The sequence below is a fragment of the Chitinophaga sp. RCC_12 genome (assembly GCF_041360695.1).
Taxonomy (GTDB): domain Bacteria; phylum Bacteroidota; class Bacteroidia; order Chitinophagales; family Chitinophagaceae; genus Chitinophaga.
Map to the genome: position 1 here is coordinate 405,899 of NZ_JBFUPS010000005.1, position 21,019 is coordinate 426,917.

General features: G+C 46.5%; 21 protein-coding genes. 8 read left to right on the forward strand and 13 right to left on the reverse strand.

Translation table 11 applies throughout. From position 1 onward, the window contains the following. The first annotated feature begins 76 nt into the window (after window positions 1-76). Complete coding sequence (locus AB6805_RS17435) at window positions 77-847, forward strand: carboxypeptidase-like regulatory domain-containing protein (RefSeq protein WP_370910722.1); 771 nt, start codon at window positions 77-79, stop codon at window positions 845-847. Window positions 848-889: 42 nt separating this feature from the next. Here the strand turns inward: AB6805_RS17435 and AB6805_RS17440 are convergent, their stop codons facing one another. Both AB6805_RS17440 and AB6805_RS17445 read right to left on the reverse strand, forming a co-directional pair. Continuing rightward, a complete protein-coding gene (locus AB6805_RS17440; RefSeq protein WP_370910723.1) occupies window positions 890-3,175 on the reverse strand; it encodes a glycoside hydrolase family 95-like protein in 2,286 nt (761 codons plus the stop codon). Between the two features lie 117 nt (window positions 3,176-3,292). Further along, on the reverse strand, window positions 3,293-3,718 hold the full coding sequence (locus tag AB6805_RS17445) for an acyl-CoA thioesterase (protein WP_370910724.1): 426 nt from the start codon (window positions 3,716-3,718) through the stop codon (window positions 3,293-3,295). Between the two features lie 84 nt (window positions 3,719-3,802). On the opposite strand from AB6805_RS17445, the gene AB6805_RS17450 reads away from it, so the two are divergent. After that, window positions 3,803-5,080: a hypothetical protein gene (locus AB6805_RS17450; RefSeq protein ID WP_370910725.1), complete on the forward strand. Its 1,278-nt coding sequence runs from the start codon at window positions 3,803-3,805 to the stop codon at window positions 5,078-5,080. Window positions 5,081-5,086: 6 nt separating this feature from the next. Here AB6805_RS17450 and AB6805_RS17455 read toward each other — a convergent pair whose 3' ends face one another. The 5 genes from AB6805_RS17455 to AB6805_RS17475 form a co-directional block, all read right to left on the reverse strand. Next, entirely contained in the window at window positions 5,087-6,022 is a 936-nt protein-coding gene (locus AB6805_RS17455) for a hypothetical protein (RefSeq protein ID WP_370910726.1), read from the reverse strand. 36 nt (window positions 6,023-6,058) lie between these two features. Next, complete coding sequence (locus AB6805_RS17460; protein ID WP_370910727.1) at window positions 6,059-6,580, reverse strand: SRPBCC family protein; 522 nt, start codon at window positions 6,578-6,580, stop codon at window positions 6,059-6,061. 30 nt (window positions 6,581-6,610) lie between these two features. Further along, complete coding sequence (locus tag AB6805_RS17465; RefSeq protein ID WP_370910728.1) at window positions 6,611-7,078, reverse strand: SRPBCC family protein; 468 nt, start codon at window positions 7,076-7,078, stop codon at window positions 6,611-6,613. Window positions 7,079-7,113: 35 nt separating this feature from the next. Then, entirely contained in the window at window positions 7,114-7,425 is a 312-nt protein-coding gene (locus AB6805_RS17470; RefSeq protein WP_370910729.1) for an ArsR/SmtB family transcription factor, read from the reverse strand. 148 nt (window positions 7,426-7,573) lie between these two features. Next, on the reverse strand, window positions 7,574-8,254 hold the full coding sequence (locus AB6805_RS17475) for a hypothetical protein (protein WP_370910730.1): 681 nt from the start codon (window positions 8,252-8,254) through the stop codon (window positions 7,574-7,576). Between the two features lie 209 nt (window positions 8,255-8,463). On the opposite strand from AB6805_RS17475, the gene AB6805_RS17480 reads away from it, so the two are divergent. Next, window positions 8,464-9,063 carry an FMN-dependent NADH-azoreductase gene (locus AB6805_RS17480; protein WP_370910731.1) on the forward strand — a complete coding sequence of 200 codons (600 nt, stop codon included), beginning with the start codon at window positions 8,464-8,466 and terminating at the stop codon, window positions 9,061-9,063. Between the two features lie 74 nt (window positions 9,064-9,137). On the opposite strand, the gene AB6805_RS17485 is transcribed toward AB6805_RS17480, so the two are convergent. The 4 genes from AB6805_RS17485 to AB6805_RS17500 are packed head-to-tail and all read right to left on the reverse strand — an operon-like array spanning window position 9,138 to window position 13,279. Then, window positions 9,138-9,860 carry an SDR family oxidoreductase gene (locus AB6805_RS17485; protein WP_370910732.1) on the reverse strand — a complete coding sequence of 241 codons (723 nt, stop codon included), beginning with the start codon at window positions 9,858-9,860 and terminating at the stop codon, window positions 9,138-9,140. Window positions 9,861-9,917: 57 nt separating this feature from the next. Continuing rightward, entirely contained in the window at window positions 9,918-10,943 is a 1,026-nt protein-coding gene (locus AB6805_RS17490; RefSeq protein ID WP_370910733.1) for an amidohydrolase family protein, read from the reverse strand. A gap of 30 nt (window positions 10,944-10,973) precedes the next feature. Beyond that, window positions 10,974-12,392 carry a carboxymuconolactone decarboxylase family protein gene (locus AB6805_RS17495; protein ID WP_370910734.1) on the reverse strand — a complete coding sequence of 473 codons (1,419 nt, stop codon included), beginning with the start codon at window positions 12,390-12,392 and terminating at the stop codon, window positions 10,974-10,976. Window positions 12,393-12,406: 14 nt separating this feature from the next. Beyond that, window positions 12,407-13,279: an alpha/beta hydrolase gene (locus AB6805_RS17500; protein ID WP_370910735.1), complete on the reverse strand. Its 873-nt coding sequence runs from the start codon at window positions 13,277-13,279 to the stop codon at window positions 12,407-12,409. Window positions 13,280-13,494: 215 nt separating this feature from the next. On the opposite strand from AB6805_RS17500, the gene AB6805_RS17505 reads away from it, so the two are divergent. After that, window positions 13,495-14,394, forward strand: a complete 900-nt coding sequence (locus AB6805_RS17505; protein ID WP_370910736.1) for a helix-turn-helix domain-containing protein — start codon at window positions 13,495-13,497, stop codon at window positions 14,392-14,394. 19 nt (window positions 14,395-14,413) lie between these two features. On the opposite strand, the gene AB6805_RS17510 is transcribed toward AB6805_RS17505, so the two are convergent. Beyond that, a complete protein-coding gene (locus AB6805_RS17510) occupies window positions 14,414-15,358 on the reverse strand; it encodes an NAD(P)-dependent alcohol dehydrogenase (RefSeq protein ID WP_370910737.1) in 945 nt (314 codons plus the stop codon). 150 nt (window positions 15,359-15,508) lie between these two features. After that, entirely contained in the window at window positions 15,509-16,051 is a 543-nt protein-coding gene (locus tag AB6805_RS17515) for a Crp/Fnr family transcriptional regulator (protein WP_370910738.1), read from the reverse strand. 605 nt (window positions 16,052-16,656) lie between these two features. On the opposite strand from AB6805_RS17515, the gene AB6805_RS17520 reads away from it, so the two are divergent. The 4 genes from AB6805_RS17520 to AB6805_RS17535 are packed head-to-tail and all read left to right on the forward strand — an operon-like array spanning window position 16,657 to window position 21,001. Further along, entirely contained in the window at window positions 16,657-17,208 is a 552-nt protein-coding gene (locus tag AB6805_RS17520) for a DUF4255 domain-containing protein (protein WP_200817336.1), read from the forward strand. A gap of 6 nt (window positions 17,209-17,214) precedes the next feature. Then, window positions 17,215-18,546 carry a hypothetical protein gene (locus tag AB6805_RS17525; RefSeq protein WP_370910739.1) on the forward strand — a complete coding sequence of 444 codons (1,332 nt, stop codon included), beginning with the start codon at window positions 17,215-17,217 and terminating at the stop codon, window positions 18,544-18,546. Between the two features lie 55 nt (window positions 18,547-18,601). Beyond that, window positions 18,602-20,023, forward strand: a complete 1,422-nt coding sequence (locus tag AB6805_RS17530; RefSeq protein ID WP_370910740.1) for a phage tail sheath family protein — start codon at window positions 18,602-18,604, stop codon at window positions 20,021-20,023. A 36-nt stretch (window positions 20,024-20,059) separates the two neighbouring features. Beyond that, window positions 20,060-21,001, forward strand: coding sequence for a hypothetical protein (locus AB6805_RS17535; protein WP_370910741.1), 942 nt, complete (start codon window positions 20,060-20,062; stop codon window positions 20,999-21,001). Window positions 21,002-21,019 lie beyond the last annotated feature (18 nt).

The following is a 21,019-nucleotide window of genomic DNA, read 5'->3' on the forward strand; positions in this document are numbered from 1 at the left end:
ATCAAAACATAGAAAATTGTTAATAATTGAGGCCACCCTTGCTTATGTTTCTATCCTGTCTTAGATTGAGATGGAAATGAGTAAATTTTTACAAAGGATATTTATATTGATAGTATTGGTCTCGCTTCACCTGGTGTCTGCCGGGCAGGTGCGGGTCCGTGGCACAGTATACGATCGTACTGCCCGTTTCGGTATGGCCGGCGTAAGTGTGATGAGCAACTCGGGAGCCGGCACGGTGACTGATTCCGCTGGTCATTACAGTATTATATTGCCGGCCAATGATTCCATCAGCTTTTCCTACCAGGGGAAAGCAACCATGAAGTTTGCTGTAAAAGAGATCCCGGTTAACCGCACTTTCGACATGAGCCTGCATGTAAGTATTCATTCATTACGGGAAGTGGAAGTATCTGCCGCACGGCCGCGCAGTTACGGGCAGGATTCGGCGGAGTTCCGCAACGAATACCGCAAAGTGTTCGACTACTCACCGGATTATCTTACCAGTGGCGGCAATGGAATGGGCGCCGGCATTAACCTGGACGCGCTTTTCAGCATGAAGAAAATTAAGCGCATGGAGAACTTCCGGCGTTTCCTGGAACGGGAAGAACGGGAAAAGTACATCGATCACCGCTTTAATAAAACACTGGTAAAGAAGATCACCGGGTTGGAATCACCGGCACTGGAGGTTTTTATGGTGGAATACAGACCCAGCTATGAACTGCTGCTGAGTTTTGAAACAGATTACCTGTATTACAAGTACCTGAAAGAGTGCGGTAAATATTTTTCCGAAAAATGGGAGATAGCGCATCCGGTTAACAAAAGCCGCAGGAATAATATTCTTTTTCAATGACGGGCGACAGCTAACACCGTTAGCTATCGCCCTGCAACTATCTTATTCATATCCATTCTTCAGCACCAGTACCGCTCCGGGAACCGCCGTCAGGGAAAGGAATCCATCTCCAGAGTTATTTATTACAAATCCTTTATTGCTGGCAGCAAAGAAAGTTTTAAACGGCAGCTTTAAGCGGGTTTGCCCACCTTTTTCCGCTACAATCTTTACTTCGTCTACCTGGCCGCCATCTTTTCTGGCACTTACCAGGAAAGCCCCTTCAGCGCGTAATTGCTCAAATGATACGTTCGTCCATGTGGCTGGTATGGCGGGCATGATCTCTATAAAGCCTGCATAGCTTTGCAGCAGCATCTCCTGTAATCCTGCGGCAAAAGCAAAATTACCTTCCAGCGTAAACGGCCGGTACTGGAATTTCGACAGCCCCGATTTTGTCTGGTCGCCGTTCAGGTGAAAGCTGTTCACAGAACAGAAAGCCCGGGCAAAGGTCTGGAGGTCTTTCGCTGCGCCTGCGCCATTTTTCGCGCGTGCTTTAAGATTGCCCATCCAGGCATAGGAGTAGCCGCACCAGTAATCCGGCCCGATACTGTCCGCCAGGTGAATGGTGTTGTTGATGATCGCCTGCGCATCTGCGCCATCTTCCCATTTGATCAGCCCCAGCGGGTGAATGGCCATCATGTGGGAGAAGTGGCGGTGCGATTGGTTATACGACATGCTGGGGGCAAACATCAGTTCCTTGCCAGGAGATACGGCGAAGTCCCCGAATTGGGAAAGGATTTTATTCCAGTGCGCGGCCTCATTGCTCAATCCCAATACCGTAGCCAGTTCCGCGGCTTTGCTGAAAGTGAACTTCATGAGGGCGAGGTCGTAGTTGGTATTTTGCAGGAACCAGGCGTCCAGGCTATTATCATTTATTTCAGGGCTTGAGCTTATTTTCAGGGCACGGTGCCCGTTGCTGTCTTTGACTGTGATATTTTCCAGGAAGGCGGCCGTACTTTTTATCCAGGGATAAGCTTTTGTTTTCAGAAACTGCTTATCCATGCTGTAACGCCATTGCAGGTAATAGTGCTGGGCCAGCCACGACGACACGGTGGGGGAGAGCGAGTACTGGATCCATCCGCCCATTTCGGTACCATCCAGCGTGGTAACGCCTGGCACGGCTAAACCATCTGCATTGAAGTACATTTTTGTATAGCGCTTATAATTTGCTTTGTTGGCCTCCAGGTGGTTAATATATCCCATCGCTTCATTGAGGTGGTTGGCGCTGTAAGCCGGCCAGTAACTGAGCTGGGTGTTGAGATCGTGGTGGTAGTCGCCTTTCCAGGGAGCAATGCGGCCGTTGTCGGCAGTCCATACGGCCTGCAGGGAAATGGGCGGCGCATTTTTTCTTGCGGCGGAGCCAAATTTATATTGTTCGAGGTACCATTGTTTTTCGAGTAAGGTGTCTGGCACATGAATAGCAGATTGCTGCCAGAAGTGTTGCCACCAGCCGGTATGCGCTGCCAGCTCCCCGTTGAAGTTATTGCCGGCGGCTTTGGCCGTAACCTTTGAAGCCGGTTCATTAACCGCTTTGCCGGGATATTGCGAGGAAATACTCCATACGCCTTCTATGGTAGTAGCGTTTATTTTCTTCCAGCGCACATTGATTTCATAGGTAAATCCACCCCAGCCTTCCTGCTGATAGGTAATGCTGTTGCCGGTTTGCCGGATGCTGCCTTGTTTGTAGCCGAGCCGGGACAGGTCGTCGCCGCCCACCGGATCACCTGCATTTTTCACAGCACCCTGGTATTGCGGCGCCAGCAGCTGTGGCACAAAATCAGCGCTTACATTTTCAAAACGAAACCATCCCACCGGCTTTACGGCGTCTACAAAAGTTTTCATGCGCACGCCACCAGCCCAGGTTACCTCGCATAACGCTGTAGACAGTGTAAGATGAACAGATTGCACGGCGCCCCAGTTCCGTGTATCAAATTCCAGTGCGCCGCCGGGTATTTTTGAAGGCGCGGCTTCCCGGTCGTAGGGTGCATCCAGGTATTCCTGTACGGGTTTGTAGTCTTTTTTATGGACCTGGTCTATCACCCACTGGTAGCTGAACTCTTTGCGATGAAATCCTTTCATCGGCCGCATATCCCAGAGGTCAGCCCGGTCCAGCGATATTCTCAGGTGATCGTCTTTTTGCCAGACCAGCGCGCCCAGCCAACCATTGCCCAGGGGGATGGCTTCATCCCAGCGGGTAGCCAGCTGATTAAATTGCAGATCGTGTTGAGAAGATTGGCCCGCGCTGGTCAACGCCAGCAGGGAAAGCGACAGTGCCGCAAAGAGTTTGTTCATCTGTTCTGTTTAATAATAGAATGCTATAGCACAAACAATTTAATACTTTAAACTAAAAAAGCAAAGCGACCTTCGTCCCGAAAGCCGCTTTGCTTGTTATAGCAGCAGATGATAAGTTTACACTTCCGAGCTGTCGATCACCGGGGCGCCGGCTATCTTCTCCATCACGGATGGCGGTAAATACGGACGGCCGCCGGAAGCCGGAATACAAGTGCCTGTAAATACCGCTTTCGTCATCACCTTCCCATTCAGGAGGATGGATTGTTTGAAATGCAGTCGCGGCCCGCCCGACGGATCGGCAAATAAAGTACAGGTAACCGTGAACTGATCTCCTTTTTTCAGGGATCTTAAAAACTGGATCTTGTAACCAGATAAAACCATATAAACACCATTCCTGGCCTGTTCCTCAAAATCAAAGCCCAGTATTTCCCTGATATAGTCGTGGCGGCAATACTCCATATAGAAAGGATAATATAACCCATCCATAATATTCTGAACATCTATATGCTCTTCTTTTGCGACGTATTCCTTTGTGTATTCCATTATCTGTTTAAATTTAGTTATTTTACAACTGCGCATTCAACGCGCTGTTGCCCGCCCAAAATAGTATTAAATTGTGAATCATAAATGATGATGACCATATTGAAATTGAAATGCTTTATTACCATTGCGCTGTTAACCACCATCATCCACGCTGCCCATGCGCAAACCGATAAGTGGACCGGCATCTGGAAAGCGGCCCTTCATCCCTGGGGACTGCGAACACCCATCACCATGCAGCTGCATATTGGCGAGGCACAGCAAGGCGTACTGTATCCGGCGGTGATTACTTTACAATACGGGGAGTTTACCGGTATTTATGAACTGCTGCTGGCAAAGAAAAACGACGGACAGTTAGGGATAGGCCGCAATAAATATCCATTAAAGGAAGCGCCGTATAAACTCGGCATCTGGATGTGGTATCTCAATGGCACGCTGGATTACAAGGGCAACAGTATTTCGCTGAGCCGCATGTGGATCAACAAAGCCAGTTTCTGGATGCGGGGATTGGATGAAGGCGATGAGATCTATGAACAATCCAAAGTGGCGCTGCGCGACTTCCTCTACCGCGGCGATTTTAAACTAACTAAAGCCGGGAATAAGCCATTGCCCGATTCCAGCCTGCAACGGATCATGCACCCCGAAACCAGCCAGATCTATTTCGGTATCTACGACAGTATTGTGGCGAAAGACAGCGAAATTCCCCTCGAAATAGAAGACCAGGAAAAGTATGATGAAGATACCATAACGCTTCTCCACAATGGAAACGTTATTTTCGCCAGGGAACAGATCAATGATCATAACCGTCACCTCAAAGCGCGGCTGGACACCGGCCGGAACTATTTTGTTCTTTTTGCAGATAACTATGGCGGGCTTCCGCCCAACACCGGCCGTATTCGTACTACCATTAACGGTAGACCCTACGGATTTGATTTCAGCGACCGCTCCAATGCCTGGGCAACTTTCCTGGTAGCAAACATCTACCGTTCTTCAGCTGATAATAATGTAGATACCATTACCAGTAACGTAATCAAAAGAACAGCGGTGCCGGTAGCTACTATACCGGTTCGCACGGCTGATATTATTTTGGAACTGAAAGATACCCGAATGGAGGACGGCGACAGCATTTCGCTGCGGTTGAACGGCCAGTGGGTGGTTACCGGCTTCCCGGTGAAAAAAGCCATACAGCAAATAGCCATCCGGCTGCAGCCGGGCGAGAACATTTTATTGTTTACGGCCGATAATCTTGGATCTATTCCACCTAACACCGCGGAGCTGCGTATACGGTTTGGAAAGGAATCAAAAACGCTGAACCTTAGTACGGATATGAAGCGGAATAACGAAATCCGGCTGGTGCTGGAGTAAATGCAATCAGGAGAGCTTCACCAGCAGGCTTAACCCAATGCCTGAAATGAAGCACCGCTCCTTATTGTTTCCCAGCAGTTGTTGTGTCCAGTCGACAAAGCCGCCATCTGCAATTTCTATTTCGTTACCATGCAGTTGTATTACCGCTTTAAATTGTATGCCTTTGTAATAGTTATTTTCTGCGGGGGTATCATCTGAAATAATTTTGTACGGGAGATGGGAAGAAAGATAGTTCATTAAAGTATCCATCAGTGCGCGGCCGTTTTTGTAACCGGACCGGGGTTGTATTTTAAAGTAGATATCAGTTATGTTGAACAGGGTATGCAGCAGGTAATAAATATGTTCCATCTGCTCCGCGCAGGTGGTTAGTTCAAAATCAAAATTGCCGGTATCCCTTCCTGCGGCTACCATACAGGCAATTTTGAAGTGCGGCGTATAGCCTTTGCCGGGAGGAAGCTGCATGGCCCTTATATGCCGGTGAACGGTACAAAAACGCAGCCGTTCACCGGGAGCCGTGGCTATGCCACGCTGCTTCAGATCTGCAATATGAAGGGCAAGTGAATTGGTAGCATCTGCGAGCACTTCCGTGTGCCGGAGTGCGGTGATGATCTTTTTCTGGCTAACGGTGCCCACTGCCGCGCAACTGCCAAACTGCGCTACCGGCGACAACTCCACAGGTTCATATTGCTGTTGCCTTAAAAAGCGAAGGAGTTGCAGTTCCTTTTCCAGCATATTAATCATGTCGGTGTCGGCCGGTTGCACGTAGATGTTTTGCCGGTATTGTTGCAGCAACGCCGCCGGTTGTATGTCTTCCGACTTTTGTTGATACACTTCCAGCAGCAGGGACGACAGCTCTGAGCTGCTGATTTGTCCGCGCAGCAATTGTACTAAGTTGGGTATGCCCGTTTTCCGGTCTGTTTTTTTTGAGATAAAGTCCTCCATATATGCTGACAGGTATTGATGGAATTACCATCAAATTTACGCCATATCTGCATATAATGCGGCCAGCCTGGTATGTGTGCTCCAGAATGGGGGAGGTGTTACGCCTTCGAGGTTGGCGATTAAAATATCCAGGTGTGTATGCCATCCACCACCTACACTGCTGCGGGTTTTAACGTCGTCGGCCAGTTTGCGGTGTGTAAGGGTTAATAACACGCGGTCATCTTTCTCCGCTAACTCCATCGTCACTTCCGATCCGCCTTCCCATGTAAACGCCAGCAGGCGTGGCGATTCTACTTTTAATACCGTGCCTGTGAAATGATGACCATCTTTCATGTCGCGGTATTTTTCAGGAATATTATCCGGAAGCGGACTAAGTTCCTGGTGGAGGAAATGCAAATGAACTTTGCCTCCTTCAAATAACTCCATTTCGCCGCTGGCAAGCCATTTACCGCGTTTTTCGGATTCAGTGAGATAGGCCCATACTTTTTCAATGGGACCTGGCAAATTGCGCTCAAAGCGAATGGTGCCGGGAGAGAGGATCTGTCCTGTTTTTTCCATGTCCTTTAGTTTAAAAGGTTGATAGTTATTTTAGTGTGCTGCCACACCTTTTGGAAATTTGTCTGCTATGAGGTTCAGGTTAATATTGTGTTCGAGGTAGGCTTTCAGGCCATCGAGCACGGTGGTGAAGCCACCGGTGCTGCCATTGATTTCACGCAGCAGCTCATCGCCGGTTTTATCAAAGCCATAATTTTTAATCACAACGTAAGTGGAATGATCATCTATCGCCTGAAAGTTAAAGTCGATCGTGGTTGCCGGCTCATTCCAGGTTACCGTTATCTTTTTGTTGGGTATGATTTCTTTTACGTTTACTTTGGAAGATACCTGGTACATTTCCCATTCCCAGGTCACCGTTTTCCCCACCGCTAATTTGTCGCTGCCTTTTGTAAACCAGAAGTGCTTGGTAACATCGGGATCAATAAAGGCATTAAATACTGTTGATACCGGTTTGCGTATCAGCATCTGGGCTTCCACCCAGGGCGTTTCATTGCTTGCCATTGTGTAGTGTTTTTATAATGAATAAACAGCTAGGATCAGGGTTCGTTCAGTAATTGTTCCAGTGTATCCAGCCGGTTTGTCCAGAAACGGCGGTATTGTTCCGCCCACTGTGCTACTTCTTCCAATGCTTCAAAACTCGCCGTGCAATGCCTTTCTCTTCCTTGTTTTACAATGATCACCAGTCCGCATTCCGTGAGGATGCGCATATGCTTTGATATGGCCGGCTGGCTCATGTTAAAGTTGTCTGCCACCGTGTTGAGGGTGAGCGTTTGCTGTGCCAGCAGGCCTATGATGGCGCGCCTGGTAGGGTCTGCGATCGCCTGGAACACGTCTCTTCTCGCTTTCATTCCTTATAATTAAAATACTAAACCATTTGGTTTAGTAAAAGTATATATAACCATTCGGTTTAGCAAATATTTTTTTGGGGAGGGAGGGGTAGGGACACAAAAAAAGGTGGCTGGTAAAGCCACCTTTCATTTTTTAGTTGTGTTTATTTTATTGTTGTCCGGAATGACCTAGTGTATACAGGAATGTACTGCGTCCGCCACTTTCAGGAAGCGCTTTCTCCGCCACTTTCGGCGAAGTGCCATCCTCATCATAACCGATACGGCCGGTGCCTTCGGGAATAAAAATACCGGTTCCACCAAGACTGTTATCTACATTGATAATCGCTACCCGCACGTTTTTCAGGTCCTGGCCTTCTTTGGTGCCGGTGAAAATAAGGGCGAATACGGCGGAGTAAGTACCAATGGTGGCTTTCACTTTGCCATATACTGTAAAGTTGTTACCGGAGCCGGAAACAGCAGTGGCAATACTGGTGTCGGCGTAGCTGATGAAATTTTTACCGATCAGCTTAATGCTGTAATCTGTTGTACTTTGTTCGGAAAGAGATACCAGCCCATCTCTGAAATATGTTCCGGGACGGTCGCCCACAATATTACTGGTATCCAGTTTATGCGGTGCAATCTTGTAGCTGCCTTCTACATTGGGAGGGTTCACGCCCTGGTGAATATCCAGTCCCAACAGTTTTAAAGTGTCAAGATACTTCTGCGGAATGATGTCCGCAATTTTCTTTGTCAGGATTTCTTCATTGCTGGGGCCTTTTGCTTTTTCGTCTTTACTGCAGGAAAACAAAACAATGGAAATCAGAAAACTGAAAATAAGTGTACGTTTCATAATTAAGAAGATGGTTCCACCGCAAAATTACCCTACACCTGTTTATGTTTATATACCCGGAACCAGGTATTTTTTAGTTCATGGTAAAGGGGCAGGCCCCTGCTTCACCAGTAACCCAAAGGTTAGTGGTAACCTTTAGCATACTCCGGGTAAAGCGAATGTAAAGATGGATAGTTTTGCAATAGCATTATCAGCAAAAAAATAACGACATGAAAAAGATACTGGAAATAATTTCGAGCGCACGGGGTAGTGCTTCCAATAGCACCCAACTGACCAACACCATCATTGAAAAGTTAAAAGCGCAGTATCCCGGCAGCACGGTTACCCAACGGGATCTCGTACAGAAAAAGTATCCGCACCTGGAAGAGTCGCACCTCACTGCATTCTTCGCTCTTCCGGAAAATGAAAGCGAAGCATACAAAACAGCCATACAGCATTCTAATGAAGCCATTGCAGAGTTGGAAGCGGCAGATATCATCGTGATAGGGGTGCCTATCTATAATTTTCACATCCCTTCTGCGCTGAAAGCCTGGATTGATCACGTTGTACGTGCAGGCAAAACATTCAGTTATGGTAACGGTCAACCGGAAGGACTGTTAAAAAACAAAAAGGTATACCTGGCCATCGCATCCGGTGGAGTATACTCAGAAGGGCCGATGAAGGCGATGGATTTTGCAGAACCTTACCTGAAATGGATCTTTGGATTTATTGGCGTGCATGATGTCACCACCTTCCGTGTGGAAGGCGTGAGTTCACCGGCGCTGCGCGAAACCGCCTTGCAGAAAGGACAGGAGAGTGTGGTTGTCTGAAAATAATAAAATAAAAAGCGGCCGGAAGTGATCTCATCTGCCGGCCGTTTTTATTTCCAATATGCTGACTCTTCTTATGGGTTCATTCTTTTGAACATCCCCTGTATCTCAACCGGTGTTGCTTTCGACAGCATCTCGCTGTATCCGAACGTCAGTTCATTTTTGCCTTCTTCCAGTTGTTGAAATATTGCCTTAATAAAATCAGCTACAGAAGGGTGCTCGCTGTGCAACCCTTTACCACCCAGGTCAGTGTTGAGCGCAGGAGGGATCAGTTCAATGATCTCTATATTGCGTGCTTTCAGCAAATGCCTCAGTGAAATCGTAAACGAGTGGAAGAAAGCTTTGGTAGCGCAGTAAACGGGCACCTTCGTGAGTGGTACAAATGCCAGCCCGGAAGTTACATTGATAACGGTATCCAACGATTGGAGCCCGGTAAAGAGAGCAACCAGATGTAACGGGGCCAGCACATTTATCTGAATTTCATTCTTTGCTTTATCATAAAAGTCCTTGTCTGAAATATCCATCCAGTTTTGAATACCTGCATTGTTTACCAATACGTTCAGGTCAGGGTGCTGTTCAGCGATCCACTGATAAAGTTCCGTACGCCCGGATTCCTCCGACAGGTCGCACACCTTTGTGATGACTGCCGGGAATTTGTCAGACACTTCTTTCAACGCTTCTTTCCTTCTGCCACAAATAATAACCTGGTTATTTTCCTGGATAAATCTTTCCGTCAACCCCCGGCCGATGCCGGTAGCTCCGCCGGTGATCAGAATTTTGTTGTTTGATAATTTCATTGGTGCTTTGTTTTATTCAATGATCAGATAGTGAGTTCTCTACTGTTGCTATGTGTATTACTCTAAGCGCAATAATTTCTCCGCATTCTTATACCCAATTTTTTCTTTGGCTTCTTGTGAGATAGGGGCCGTTTCAAGAAATTGTCTCGTATTTTTATAAGTTAAGAAAGGATAATCGCCCGAGTAAATAATTTTGTCGGCTCCCAGTTCATCTATCACATATTTAAGTTGCGCGTTGGAAAAAAGCCCGCTGGGTGTAACGTAGATATTACTTTTATAATAGTCGGAAATTTTACGATCCAGCTTTAGCGTTTTGCTCAACTGATCGTCCAGGCGATCCAGGAAAAAAGCCACCAGTTCGCCCCAATGTCCTGAAATTAGCTTCAGTCCGGGCAATTGGTCAAAAATGCCGGAAGCTATTAACCGGATAATGGCAATGCCTGCATCTAAATGCCAGCCATATCCTGCAGATGCAAACATCCCTCCCGCAACGGCAGGCCAGTTATTACTCTCGTAATAATGCGCCGCAATATTTTTTGGAATAACACCAGGGTGCATATACAGCGGTACATCTAATTCCAGTGCTTTAGCGAAAACAGGTAGAAATTCAGGCTCGTCAAAAAAACAACCATTGAAAGTTCCGGAGAGCATGGCGCCTTTAAAACCTAATTCTTTCACCGCCCGGTCCAATTCTTCCGCGGCCGCGGCCGGATCAGCAACAGGCAAAACAGCAAAGCCGGCAAACCTTGTTGGATGCCGTTTTATCGAACTGGCTAATTCATTATTGGCTTCCTGGCAAAGTTCAACCGCTAATGCTTTGTCTGTTATATTTTGTGGGCTTCCGGGACCATAGGAGAGCACCTGCACATCAATGCCGCTTTCATTCATGAAAATTATCCGCCGTTCTCCGATATCTTCAATATCATCGTTGGTTGGCAGCCCGATGCTCATTAACTCCTTTTGCACCGGGTCGTTAGGCGCTATCCCGCCATTTTCTTTAATGTTGAATGCCGCTACTCTCTGCGAAATGCTTTTCAGGATAAAATGCTCCTCTATAGTAATTATTTTTTTTAACGGCACCATACTCGTTTCAGATTAAGTTAACAAAAGAAATCATTTACCTGCATTATCATATACCTCTTTAACTATCAACGATGCAGAAACAATCTTTGGCCATCCTGCATAAAATGCCAGTTGAGCTAATACTTCCCCCATTTCCTCCCGGGTAATTCCGTGCAGCACAGCCCGGCCCATATACATTCCCAGAAATTGTATGTCACCCGCTGCAATCATTGCACAAACGGTTGCCAGACTTCTGCTTCGTGACGATAGTCCTGCCCGTAGCCAAACCTTTCCATACAATATCTCATTGGTATATTTAGCAAAGCCTGCTGATATGGGAGCGATGTTTTGTTGTATAAAAGCTTCCCTGTTTTCATCGCCCGGCAAAGCCTCCTTTTTATCAAGCAGTAATGGGTCTGTTGATGGTAATTCAGCAGGAGATATCCCATGATTTGCAAATACATCTTTAGCCACCATGATGGCCGACATCGCATTGGGCCATCCTGAATAAAAGCCAAGGTGAGTGATTATTTCAGAGAGTTCACCTGGTGTGAGTCCATTTTTCAGTGCTTTTGTAAAATAGGTAGGCATCGCTGCGGTTTGATTACGGGCTATTAAACAGGCTACTGTAACGATACAGCGATCGTGCTTTGATAAGCCCGGACGCTCCCAAACTTCTCCTACTAAAATATCTCCGGTATACTTGCTGAAGGTTGCGGATACAACACCTGCATCCGCAGCAGTAAATGCTGGTTTAGCCCCGGTTTTTTCTGCATTGTTGATGTTAAGCACCTTTACAATGGCTTCACCTACGCTGGCGGCAGATTGTGGATTCTGGCCCGTGATCAGCCTGCCATCAATAGCGATGTTATTGTTCCAATTGGGCGCATGCTTGTAAATGGCGCCGTGTTTAATTAAGGCATCCTGAAGCAGGAACGGAACTACGTTGGTGGATTGCACTTCCTCTTCTTCGCCATTCGTAAAGGCGGCTACATTTTTGTCAGCGATCAGGTAGGAGCCATCACTTAACTTTACATTTACCAAAGCGGCGGGACCGTGACAAACGGCAGCAACAATTTTCCCTGACTCATAAAATTCCGGTACCAACTTCAACACCGTGGAACTATCCGGGAAGTCCCACATGGTTCCGTGCCCGCCTGCAAAGAATATGGCTTCATAGTCTGAAGCTTTTACATCCTCCAGTTTCAGGGTATTGGCTATCGCTGCGCGAAAATCGGTATCTGCCCAATATTTGACATTAACCGGGTCGTTGAAATCTTCCAATCCATCTAAAGGAGCTTCTCCGCCTTTTATAGAGGCAATGTCAACTGAGACGCCGCTTGCTTCCAGTTTTTCCAATGGATGGGTAACCTCGCTCAGGTTAAATCCTGTTGCTAGTCCGGTAGCCCCTTTTACATTACAGCTTGTTACTACAAACAAGACTTTCTTTGCACCTTTTTCTATATTCATTTTGTTTATAATTATTAGAGTATCTTAAAAAAATCAGCCAGCTTTGGTACCACCTGGTTTACATATTCCGGTATATCGTAAAGCGCAATGTGAGTGGCGCCTTCTACAATGAATAATTCTTTTTTCCCTTTTGCAAGGTTGTACGCCTGTTCGCTGAAAAACCTGGTATCTGCTTTACTTCCGGCAATCAAAAGAACAGGTTGCGTAAGCAATGTATTTATTTGGTCAAAGGCAGAGAAGGCCATCATCCTGTCTGTGCCAGTAAACAGGTATTTATTGACGGAATTCGGATGTTGCCCTCTTGGTGTTTTGTAATAATCGTGACCCTCTCTCCATAGATCCGGTGTATTTTCATTGATCTCTTCTTTGGTATCGGGCACCCAGTGCATGTAAAGCAATTCTCCGCCATTTGCTTCTGCTGTCCGTTGTTCTCCCACTTTTTTCAGCATATCCAACAGAACGGAGGTAGGCGTTTCGTTTCCGAGAAAGTTTCTGAACCCTTCGCCCATAGGTGCAGCACTAACCGTTGCTACCGCCTTAAAGCGATGCTCTGTTTGCGCCACGCTGACGGCATAACCACCACCTGCACAAATTCCGAATACTCCCATGCGGTCAGTATCAATGTAAGGAAGCGTTGACAGATAGTCCGCACCGGCACGGGCATCTTCCACTCTGGCGGTGGGGTCTTCCAGGTAACGGGGTGTACCTTCGCTTGCCCCCTGGTAAGAAGCATCAAACGTTAATACAACAAATCCATAAGCCGCCAGCCGTGAGGCATACATTCCGATGGTTTGTTCTTTAACGCCGCCGGCGGGATGGATACAAACAATGGCGGCATATTTTTCTGTTTCACTAAAATCTTCCGGCAGATGTATTTCGGCTGCCATCGTCAGACTTTTGTTTTTAAAAGTTGCTGTTTTTTTCACTTGGCTAAATGTTAAGATTTTAGATTCAATAGTTCATTGAACGGTGCAAAGTTCTTCATACTTTTGCACCAGCATGTTATACGGATTCCTGTTTCTCTTACCACTATATCTGTTCAGGCATGCTTCAGCACGAATTTTCGGGATACTTCATTTAATTTTAATTAAAAACCGAAGCCATGGGCAAACCTCTTAGAATTGAAAGTGTGGCGCAGGTCAATAACGACCGGGGACAAAAGACCCTGCATCCTTTGGTAAGTGTGCTTGACCAGTCGTTGTCCACGCCTGTAAAAGAGACGCGTTATATTACCGATGTATACCTGATCTTTTTAAAAGACGAAAAGTGCGGGGAATTAAAATACGGTCGCAATCATTATGATTATGAAGAAGGAACACTTCTTTTTATCGCCCCGGGCCAGGTATTCGGATTTAATGACAGCGAAAACATGATACAACCATCGGGATGGGCTTTAATCTTTCATCCCGATTTAATCCGCGGCACCCACCTTGGTAAATGTATTAACGAATACAGTTTTTTCTCCTACAGTGTCAATGAAGCGCTGCACGTGTCGGATGCAGAACGGGAAATTGTGTTGGAGTGTTTTAACAAGATCCGGTATGAATTGGCGCACCCTATTGATAAACACAGCAGGACGTTAATCGTCAGTAACATCGAAATGTTCCTGAACTATTGCGTCCGGTTTTATGACCGGCAGTTTCTTACAAGAGAACATATTCATAAAGATGTATTGACCAGATTTGAAGGATTACTGAACGATTACTTCCAATCGGAAAAGCTGCAAACCCTGGGACTGCCTTCTGTTTCGTATTGTGCTGACCAGCTCAACCTGTCGCCAAAGTATTTCGGTGACCTGGTGAAAAAAGAAACCGGTAAATCAGCACTGGAGTATATACAGCTCAAACTGATTGAGGCTGCGAAAGAACAGATACTTGACGTAAGCAAATCTGTAAGCGAAGTCGCTTACATGCTTGGCTTCAAGTATCCTTCACATTTCACCCGGTTCTTTAAACAGCATGTGGGGCATTCTCCCAATGAATACCGCAGTTCATTGAAGTAACAAGGCAGATGCAATGCGCTTAGGAAGCAACATTGAAAACGACTTTACCTAAGGCGCCCTCTTTGATGACCGTTTTATATGCTTCCTTATAATCTGCCATTGGATAAGTTTTACTAATGTAAACATCCATCCCTTTTACTACCTCGTGTGCCAGCTGGCTCAAACTTCGGGTGTCCGATTTCATTAAAAGGATCTTATATTTCTTCCGGGACAACAGGTTGTTTGAAAACGAATGCACAAAATTCCAGAGCGACGGCGTTACACTGATATAAGTTGAATTGGCCTTCATCAATTTTTTAGCTTTCCCGAAAGATAATTTTGCAGAGAGTTCAATGATAACATCAAACTTTTTCTTTAAATCGGTCACCTTTTCTTTGTTGTAATCAATCACAAAATCACTACCCCATTTTTTTAACAGGGGATGTCCTTTAGCGCTCGACACAGCGGTTACCATGGCGCCCTGGCTTTTAGCAAACTGTATGGCAAACATGCCCACTCCGGCAGATGCTCCATTTATCAGCACTTCCTTTCCACTAAGGCTGCTTACGTTTTGGGTGAGCATCTGTAAAGCCGACTGGCCGGCTGTTGGTATCGCAGCTGCCTGCTCAAATGACAGGTCCGCGGGTTTCCAGGCAATTTCTTTTTCAGTTACCAGGATGTATTCTCCGAGAACACCTTCTTTAAAAGGATTTATTACGCCAAACACATCGTCTCCTATTTTAAATTTTTGTATGTCCTGGCCGATACTTTCAATTGTTCCGGAGAAGTCGCAGCCAACAGATTTCGGAAATTTCTTCCCGGTCACCAGCTTCACTTCACCCATTATAATCTTCCAGTCGAGCGGATTAATACCAACAGCCTTTACTTTAACCAGCATCTGTTCTTTTCCGGGTACCGGCTTATTTACTTCCACGGAATGTAAAACATCAACACTACCGTATTGATCGTAAATTATCTTTTTCATAGATTTAATATTGTTCTTAAAAGAATGCACAGATCACAGTTGTCCTGGTGCCCATGCTAAAGCGCAGGAACATCAATAACATCAGGGTGATCGTTTTCGCTGTAAAATTACCGGAAGGGGAATTGGATCTTGTTGACTTTGATCAACAAATCATAAGCGGGACACTCTTTTTCTAACCCTGCTGAGTGTTTCTTTCCGCATGCCAAGAAAGTTGGCAATGTAATGCTGGGGGACACGCAGCAATAAGGAAGGTCTTTCTTTAAGTATTTCTAAATACAACACTTCTGGTGATGTGGATTTGATGCGGTTGAAATTTTCCGTTATTAAAGCTGCATTATCAGCAAAACTTTTCTGAATGGTATAGTGCTGGATCCAGGGCGTTTTTACTGCGTCACACATATCTTCGCCCGTTATACACAATAGCTCGCAATCCTCAAGTGCCTGGAGGTTCATTTCCGTCGGCTTCCGTGTAATCATACTTTCCACCTGGCCCACCCAGGTGTTTTCCTCGTAAAATTGAAAGATTTGCTCATTGCCCCAGGTATCGACCAGGTATTCACGCAGGCAGCCTTTTAAAATAAAGGACCAATACTTAGGAACTTTTCCTGCAACATAATGGAGCTCACCTTTTTTTAAATGAACCGGTTTAAACAGTTGGAGAAAGTGTTCATACTCCTCCCTGGATATTTTCACATAGGAGCAGATATGTGTATAAAGTATATCGGTATTCATTTTTATTAAGATTTATAAAACACTTTGTATCCGAAGCTAGCGCAAGTATCTTTCCGGGAACTTATTACCAGCAGTAATCAGGAATAATGGTAAATGAAACAGGAATATGTATAAGCACCTGCCTTTTTTTGAGGCTGGAATTTGTGTTAGGTGAAAAATACGTATTTATACGTAGGGGATGGTAGATAGGAATCATAACTTAACTGAAGTTAAAGTGCAGGAGTAATTTTCCTGTGATGCTTTATAGTGGCTTGTTTAATATGAATGGTAAATATAGTTTACCAGCAATCCGGACCCGTATTTTCCGCAGAAGGATATTTTAAAAAATGATAATTTAGGGAGATGATTGAAGATGCTTGCTGGTATTGTGTTCTGTGGTGTGTTGCCGCAAAATACAATTGCATGAAAATTACATCTTAAAAAAATATTTATTTCCGAATTAAAAAATGTTCTTTAACTTAGTTAACAAGAACGTTTTGAAAGACATAGAAGAGACAGGTAATTGAAACCCCAAATTTACTGAACCCCAAATCCCCTCGTCATTCGTGATAAGTAACGCGCTTACATTGATACGTGATCATTTGCAGGCATTCTTTGCGCTCAGAGGATTCCCTGCCAATAGTGTGATCGTTGAAAACATTGGTTTGCTGGAAACAACGCATGCCAATAACTTCAATGGTAACGTTATTATCTCCCTTGTAAATGTAGAAGAGGAGAGTACCCTAAAAAACAGCAAGGCGTATACCACGTGGCCGGATAACCGCGCCAGGTACCAGCATCCGCCGGTATACCTCAACCTGTACGTGCTGTTTACCGCCGTGCTTTTTGGAGACGCCACACACGACTACTACGAAGAAGCACTGCACCGGTTGTCGGCAGTAATCAGTTTTTTCCAGGCACAGAAGACTTTCAAGAATGCTGATGGCTCGCTGGACCTCACCCTGGAATTGTATACACTAACATTCGAACAGATTAACCATCTCTGGGCATCACTCGGCGGACGCCAGGTCCCCTTTGTGATGTATAAGGTAAGACTCGTTGCTATCACGGAAAATGCTGTACTCAGAGTAGTACCGCTGATAGAGGAAATAGAAGACACACAACACCCTACTTCTTAAAGTTTTATGTCTGTTATTTACAAGATATTGTTTGAAGTGCAGTTGCTGCACGAATACTATCTGCAAAACAGTAAAGGGATTTCCTTTTTTGAGCAGGCCACCGATCAGCAACGTGCAGATTTCCTGATGGAAAAGCTGCGGCAGGACCAGTACCGGTTACTGCGCGACTGGGACATTCAGCCCCTGCCGGCTACCGCCGTGTTGATGAAAAACTATCACCTCCGGTTATTGCCTACTGCTACAGGTTTCAAAGGAGCCATAGAAGTGAAGAAGGTGATGCAGGGAACCACGCTCGCATACACGCCCTTTGTGCCAATCCCCCCGGATACGGCCTTCCGGTTTGCGGTGATGCCCCGGAATGCAGGCGCACTGGCCTTTACCAGCATGCGGATGCGCCGTGCGCTGCCGGCACAATACTATTTCTCCAACGACAACACCGATAACACCAAAACATTTCCATCCCTCTCTGTTCCGGTTCCGGTAAATGACAATACCCGGCAATATGAACAGGGAGAACTCGCCAGGGTAGGCGCCGATATATCAGAATACCTCAACAAACCGGGTACACCCGCCAATGATCCTTCGCAATGGCGCAAAATCAAAGGCAGCGGATTTGTGCATGAAGGCGACCGGCTGTTATTGCCTTTCTCTTTCCAGTATTTCTTCCCGCCCACTGCACAGGTAACTGCCGGAACTGCCCTGCTGGAAAGCATTACAGGTAATCCTTCTTTGCAGCAATCCTTTACTTCCAGCAGCATTTTATCACAGGTGAAATTAGATTTCTCCGGGCCGCTGCCGGATAAAACCCTGCTCCCTGATGGCTGGTATAACCTCAAAGTAACCGGCAGCAATAACTTCGCCGCACAGCACCTGGTATATGTGAGTAGAAATGACCTGTACAGGGCAGGCAATATCGGGGTGGTGGATCTCCGCGTAAATACCACCGGTGGCGACTTTGCCATGCTGGACGCCGATGGTACACTCAAAACAAAACTGCAACAGGACGGTACAAAAATTCCGCATACGATTTACGAATTGCGCTTTAAAAGCAGGAACTCTTATTGGCGCTATTCCCCCCAATACGGGCAAACGCTGGTGTTCAGTAACCATGCCAACACACTGCTCTCTGTAGCAGACGACAACGGCGCACGCACCACCAAGGAGCCCTGGCCGTTTTCATTCAATAACCGGTTGTTCCCCGTTACAGAAAACAATATTACTAACTACGAACAACTGTTACCCAATCCAAGGGGACTTTCCATCACCAGTGATGCCGATCAGCGGCTGTACGCGGATGTGGTAGTGCTGCTCTCAAAGATATTTCCGCAAGGGCCTTAAGTTCAGCGTATGATCTATTCAAACAACAATTAAAAACAGTTAAAACCCCAAACATATGGCAGAATATAAAACTCCCGGCGTCTACATCGAGGAGATCGTAAAATTTCCCCCCTCCATAGCCTCTGTTGAAACAGCTATTCCGGCTTTCATCGGCTATACGGAATCTGCTCAGAACAAAGTGCCAGGCGATCTGGTGATGGTTCCCACCCGTATTACTTCCATGCTCGACTATAACCGCATCTTCGGCGGCCCGCAGCAGGAAGAAGAAAGTATTACGGTGAACATCGACAGCTCCCAGCCACAGGCAGTGATCAAAGCAGTGATAGATCCGTTAAAAGCATCCAAATACCTGATGGCTTACCAGCTGCAGATGTTTTTTAACAACGGCGGCGGCCCTTGCTACATCGTTTCTACAGGCGATTACAGCACTGGTGGCGTGATCTCTCTTACCACGCTCACCGACGGACTGAATGCCGTGGAAAAGATCGATGAAGTTACACTCATCCTCTTCCCCGATGCTATCAACCTCACGGATGCAGCTTCTTACTACACGCTGCACAAATCGGCATTGGATCAGTGCAGCCTGCTGAAAGACCGCTTCACCGTTTTTGATATATGGATGGACCCCGCCATAGGCCCTGCAGAAAGCATCATCGATCATAACGTTACCCTGTTCAGGGACGCCGGTTTTGGTGAGATAGAAACCAAAAAATATGGCGCCGTTTATTTTCCGCGGGTGAACACCCAGCTGTCCTACGCATACGACGAAGCTACCGTACAGGTAGTGCAAACCGGCGGTGATGGCTCTCTCAATGGTACCCTCGCGGCATTGAAAGGAATCAACAATGCTTATTACTACCAGGCATTAAATGCCATTACACAGATAAGAATGCTGCTGCCATCATCTGCTGCGGTAGTAGGTAAATACGCTGAAACAGACAACAGCCGCGGCGTTTGGAAAGCACCCGCCAACATCGGCATTGATTACGCCGTAAGCCCTGAAGTGATTGTTACCAAACGCGAACAGGACGACCTGAACGTGGATGTACGCGACGGTAAATCCGTTAACGTGATCCGGTTCTTCCCCGGCCGCGGTCCTGCCATCATCTGGGGCGCCCGCACGCTGGCAGGTAACGACAACGAATGGCGCTACATCTCCGTTCGCCGCTTCTTCAACATGGTAGAAGAATCCGTGAAAAATGCCACCCAGCAGTTTGTGTTTGAACCAAACGACCTGAACACCTGGGTACGCGTGAAATCTATGATAGAAAACTACCTCACACAGCAATGGAAGGCCGGCGCATTAATGGGCACCACCACCAGGGAAGCCTATTTTGTAAAGGTTGGACTTGGTGAAACCATGACAGAGCTGGATGTATGGGAAGGACGTATGATCGTTGAGATAGGAATGGCAGTGGTACGCCCTGCAGAATTCATCATCCTGCGCTTCAGCCACAAAATGCTGCAGGAATCTTAATCCTTTTACATTCAGACCAAATAAACTGAATACTGTATGAACACAATGAACCCCACAACATCAACAGCCAGCAATGGCTGCGGTGACTCCACCAATAAAACCCAGCAATACATCGATAACAACAAACGCGGGATCTGCAGCGCCTTCTCAGATTCGCTGAATGTATTGCGTATGCGGGAGGGCGAGTACAAAGGCAACAAGCCGGTGTACAAATACAAACAGTGTTTCTTTATCAAAGCAGAAGAAACCTGGCGCTTTTACCGCTCCATCGACCTGTGCGCCACATTACCCGCCCAGAAAGATGCAGACCTGATAAAAGAAAAACTGAGCAAAGCAAATGACGTGAACAAAGCCATTGCCGCCGCTCTCGCCATTGTTGCCAAAAACATCCAGGACGCCAAGCAAAAGTTTGCCCTGCTGAGTGAAGCAGCCCATAAGCTGAACAACAAAGCAGAAGATAACTGTAACAAAGCACAACGTGCGGCACTGGGTAAACTGAAAGCAGGCAGCAAGGATTTCAAAACCTGCTTCGACAACATCGTAGACGGCTCACAGGAAATGTATGCTTCTGAAGGCGGTTGCGGCGACGGCGAAACTGTTAGCATCAACAAGCTGCACTGCGCCATTGGCGACGTTTCCGGCATACAGTCGTTTACCAGCCTGGAAAACGTGATCGTCCTGCACAAAGATCTCGCAGATGCGATCAAAACCTTCCGGGATGACGTATTGCAGAATATCAAAACAGGAGAGGAAGATCAGAAGAAAACCTACGGCGAACTGGGCGATGCAAAGATCCAGAAAGTAACGATCCGCGAAACGCTCTGGTCGGCCAGAACCCAGACACAGGGAATCGACGATATCCGCGAATTCCTGTGTACACTGCCCTGCGGCGATTTACCTACTATCAAATCCATCTGCGAACAGGCACAGGGGAATTACTGCAACAGCAACGGCAATGGCGGACACTGTGATGACTGATTCCCATCCCGCAGAAAA

Coding starts and splice junctions, on each gene's coding strand:
- AB6805_RS17450 (WP_370910725.1), top strand. CDS start 3,803: ATGATGATGACCATATTGAAATTGAAATGCTTTATTACCATTGCGCTG.
- AB6805_RS17510 (WP_370910737.1), bottom strand. CDS start 15,358: ATGAAAAAGATAATTTACGATCAATACGGTAGTGTTGATGTTTTACAT.
- AB6805_RS17445 (WP_370910724.1), bottom strand. CDS start 3,718: ATGGAATACACAAAGGAATACGTCGCAAAAGAAGAGCATATAGATGTT.
- AB6805_RS17500 (WP_370910735.1), bottom strand. CDS start 13,279: ATGGCAGCCGAAATACATCTGCCGGAAGATTTTAGTGAAACAGAAAAA.
- AB6805_RS17460 (WP_370910727.1), bottom strand. CDS start 6,580: ATGGAAAAAACAGGACAGATCCTCTCTCCCGGCACCATTCGCTTTGAG.
- AB6805_RS17485 (WP_370910732.1), bottom strand. CDS start 9,860: ATGAAATTATCAAACAACAAAATTCTGATCACCGGCGGAGCTACCGGC.
- AB6805_RS17480 (WP_370910731.1), top strand. CDS start 8,464: ATGAAAAAGATACTGGAAATAATTTCGAGCGCACGGGGTAGTGCTTCC.
- AB6805_RS17465 (WP_370910728.1), bottom strand. CDS start 7,078: ATGGCAAGCAATGAAACGCCCTGGGTGGAAGCCCAGATGCTGATACGC.
- AB6805_RS17535 (WP_370910741.1), top strand. CDS start 20,060: ATGAACACAATGAACCCCACAACATCAACAGCCAGCAATGGCTGCGGT.
- AB6805_RS17435 (WP_370910722.1), top strand. CDS start 77: ATGAGTAAATTTTTACAAAGGATATTTATATTGATAGTATTGGTCTCG.
- AB6805_RS17475 (WP_370910730.1), bottom strand. CDS start 8,254: ATGAAACGTACACTTATTTTCAGTTTTCTGATTTCCATTGTTTTGTTT.
- AB6805_RS17525 (WP_370910739.1), top strand. CDS start 17,215: ATGTCTGTTATTTACAAGATATTGTTTGAAGTGCAGTTGCTGCACGAA.
- AB6805_RS17455 (WP_370910726.1), bottom strand. CDS start 6,022: ATGGAGGACTTTATCTCAAAAAAAACAGACCGGAAAACGGGCATACCC.
- AB6805_RS17440 (WP_370910723.1), bottom strand. CDS start 3,175: ATGAACAAACTCTTTGCGGCACTGTCGCTTTCCCTGCTGGCGTTGACC.
- AB6805_RS17490 (WP_370910733.1), bottom strand. CDS start 10,943: ATGGTGCCGTTAAAAAAAATAATTACTATAGAGGAGCATTTTATCCTG.
- AB6805_RS17470 (WP_370910729.1), bottom strand. CDS start 7,425: ATGAAAGCGAGAAGAGACGTGTTCCAGGCGATCGCAGACCCTACCAGG.
- AB6805_RS17505 (WP_370910736.1), top strand. CDS start 13,495: ATGGGCAAACCTCTTAGAATTGAAAGTGTGGCGCAGGTCAATAACGAC.
- AB6805_RS17495 (WP_370910734.1), bottom strand. CDS start 12,392: ATGAATATAGAAAAAGGTGCAAAGAAAGTCTTGTTTGTAGTAACAAGC.
- AB6805_RS17530 (WP_370910740.1), top strand. CDS start 18,602: ATGGCAGAATATAAAACTCCCGGCGTCTACATCGAGGAGATCGTAAAA.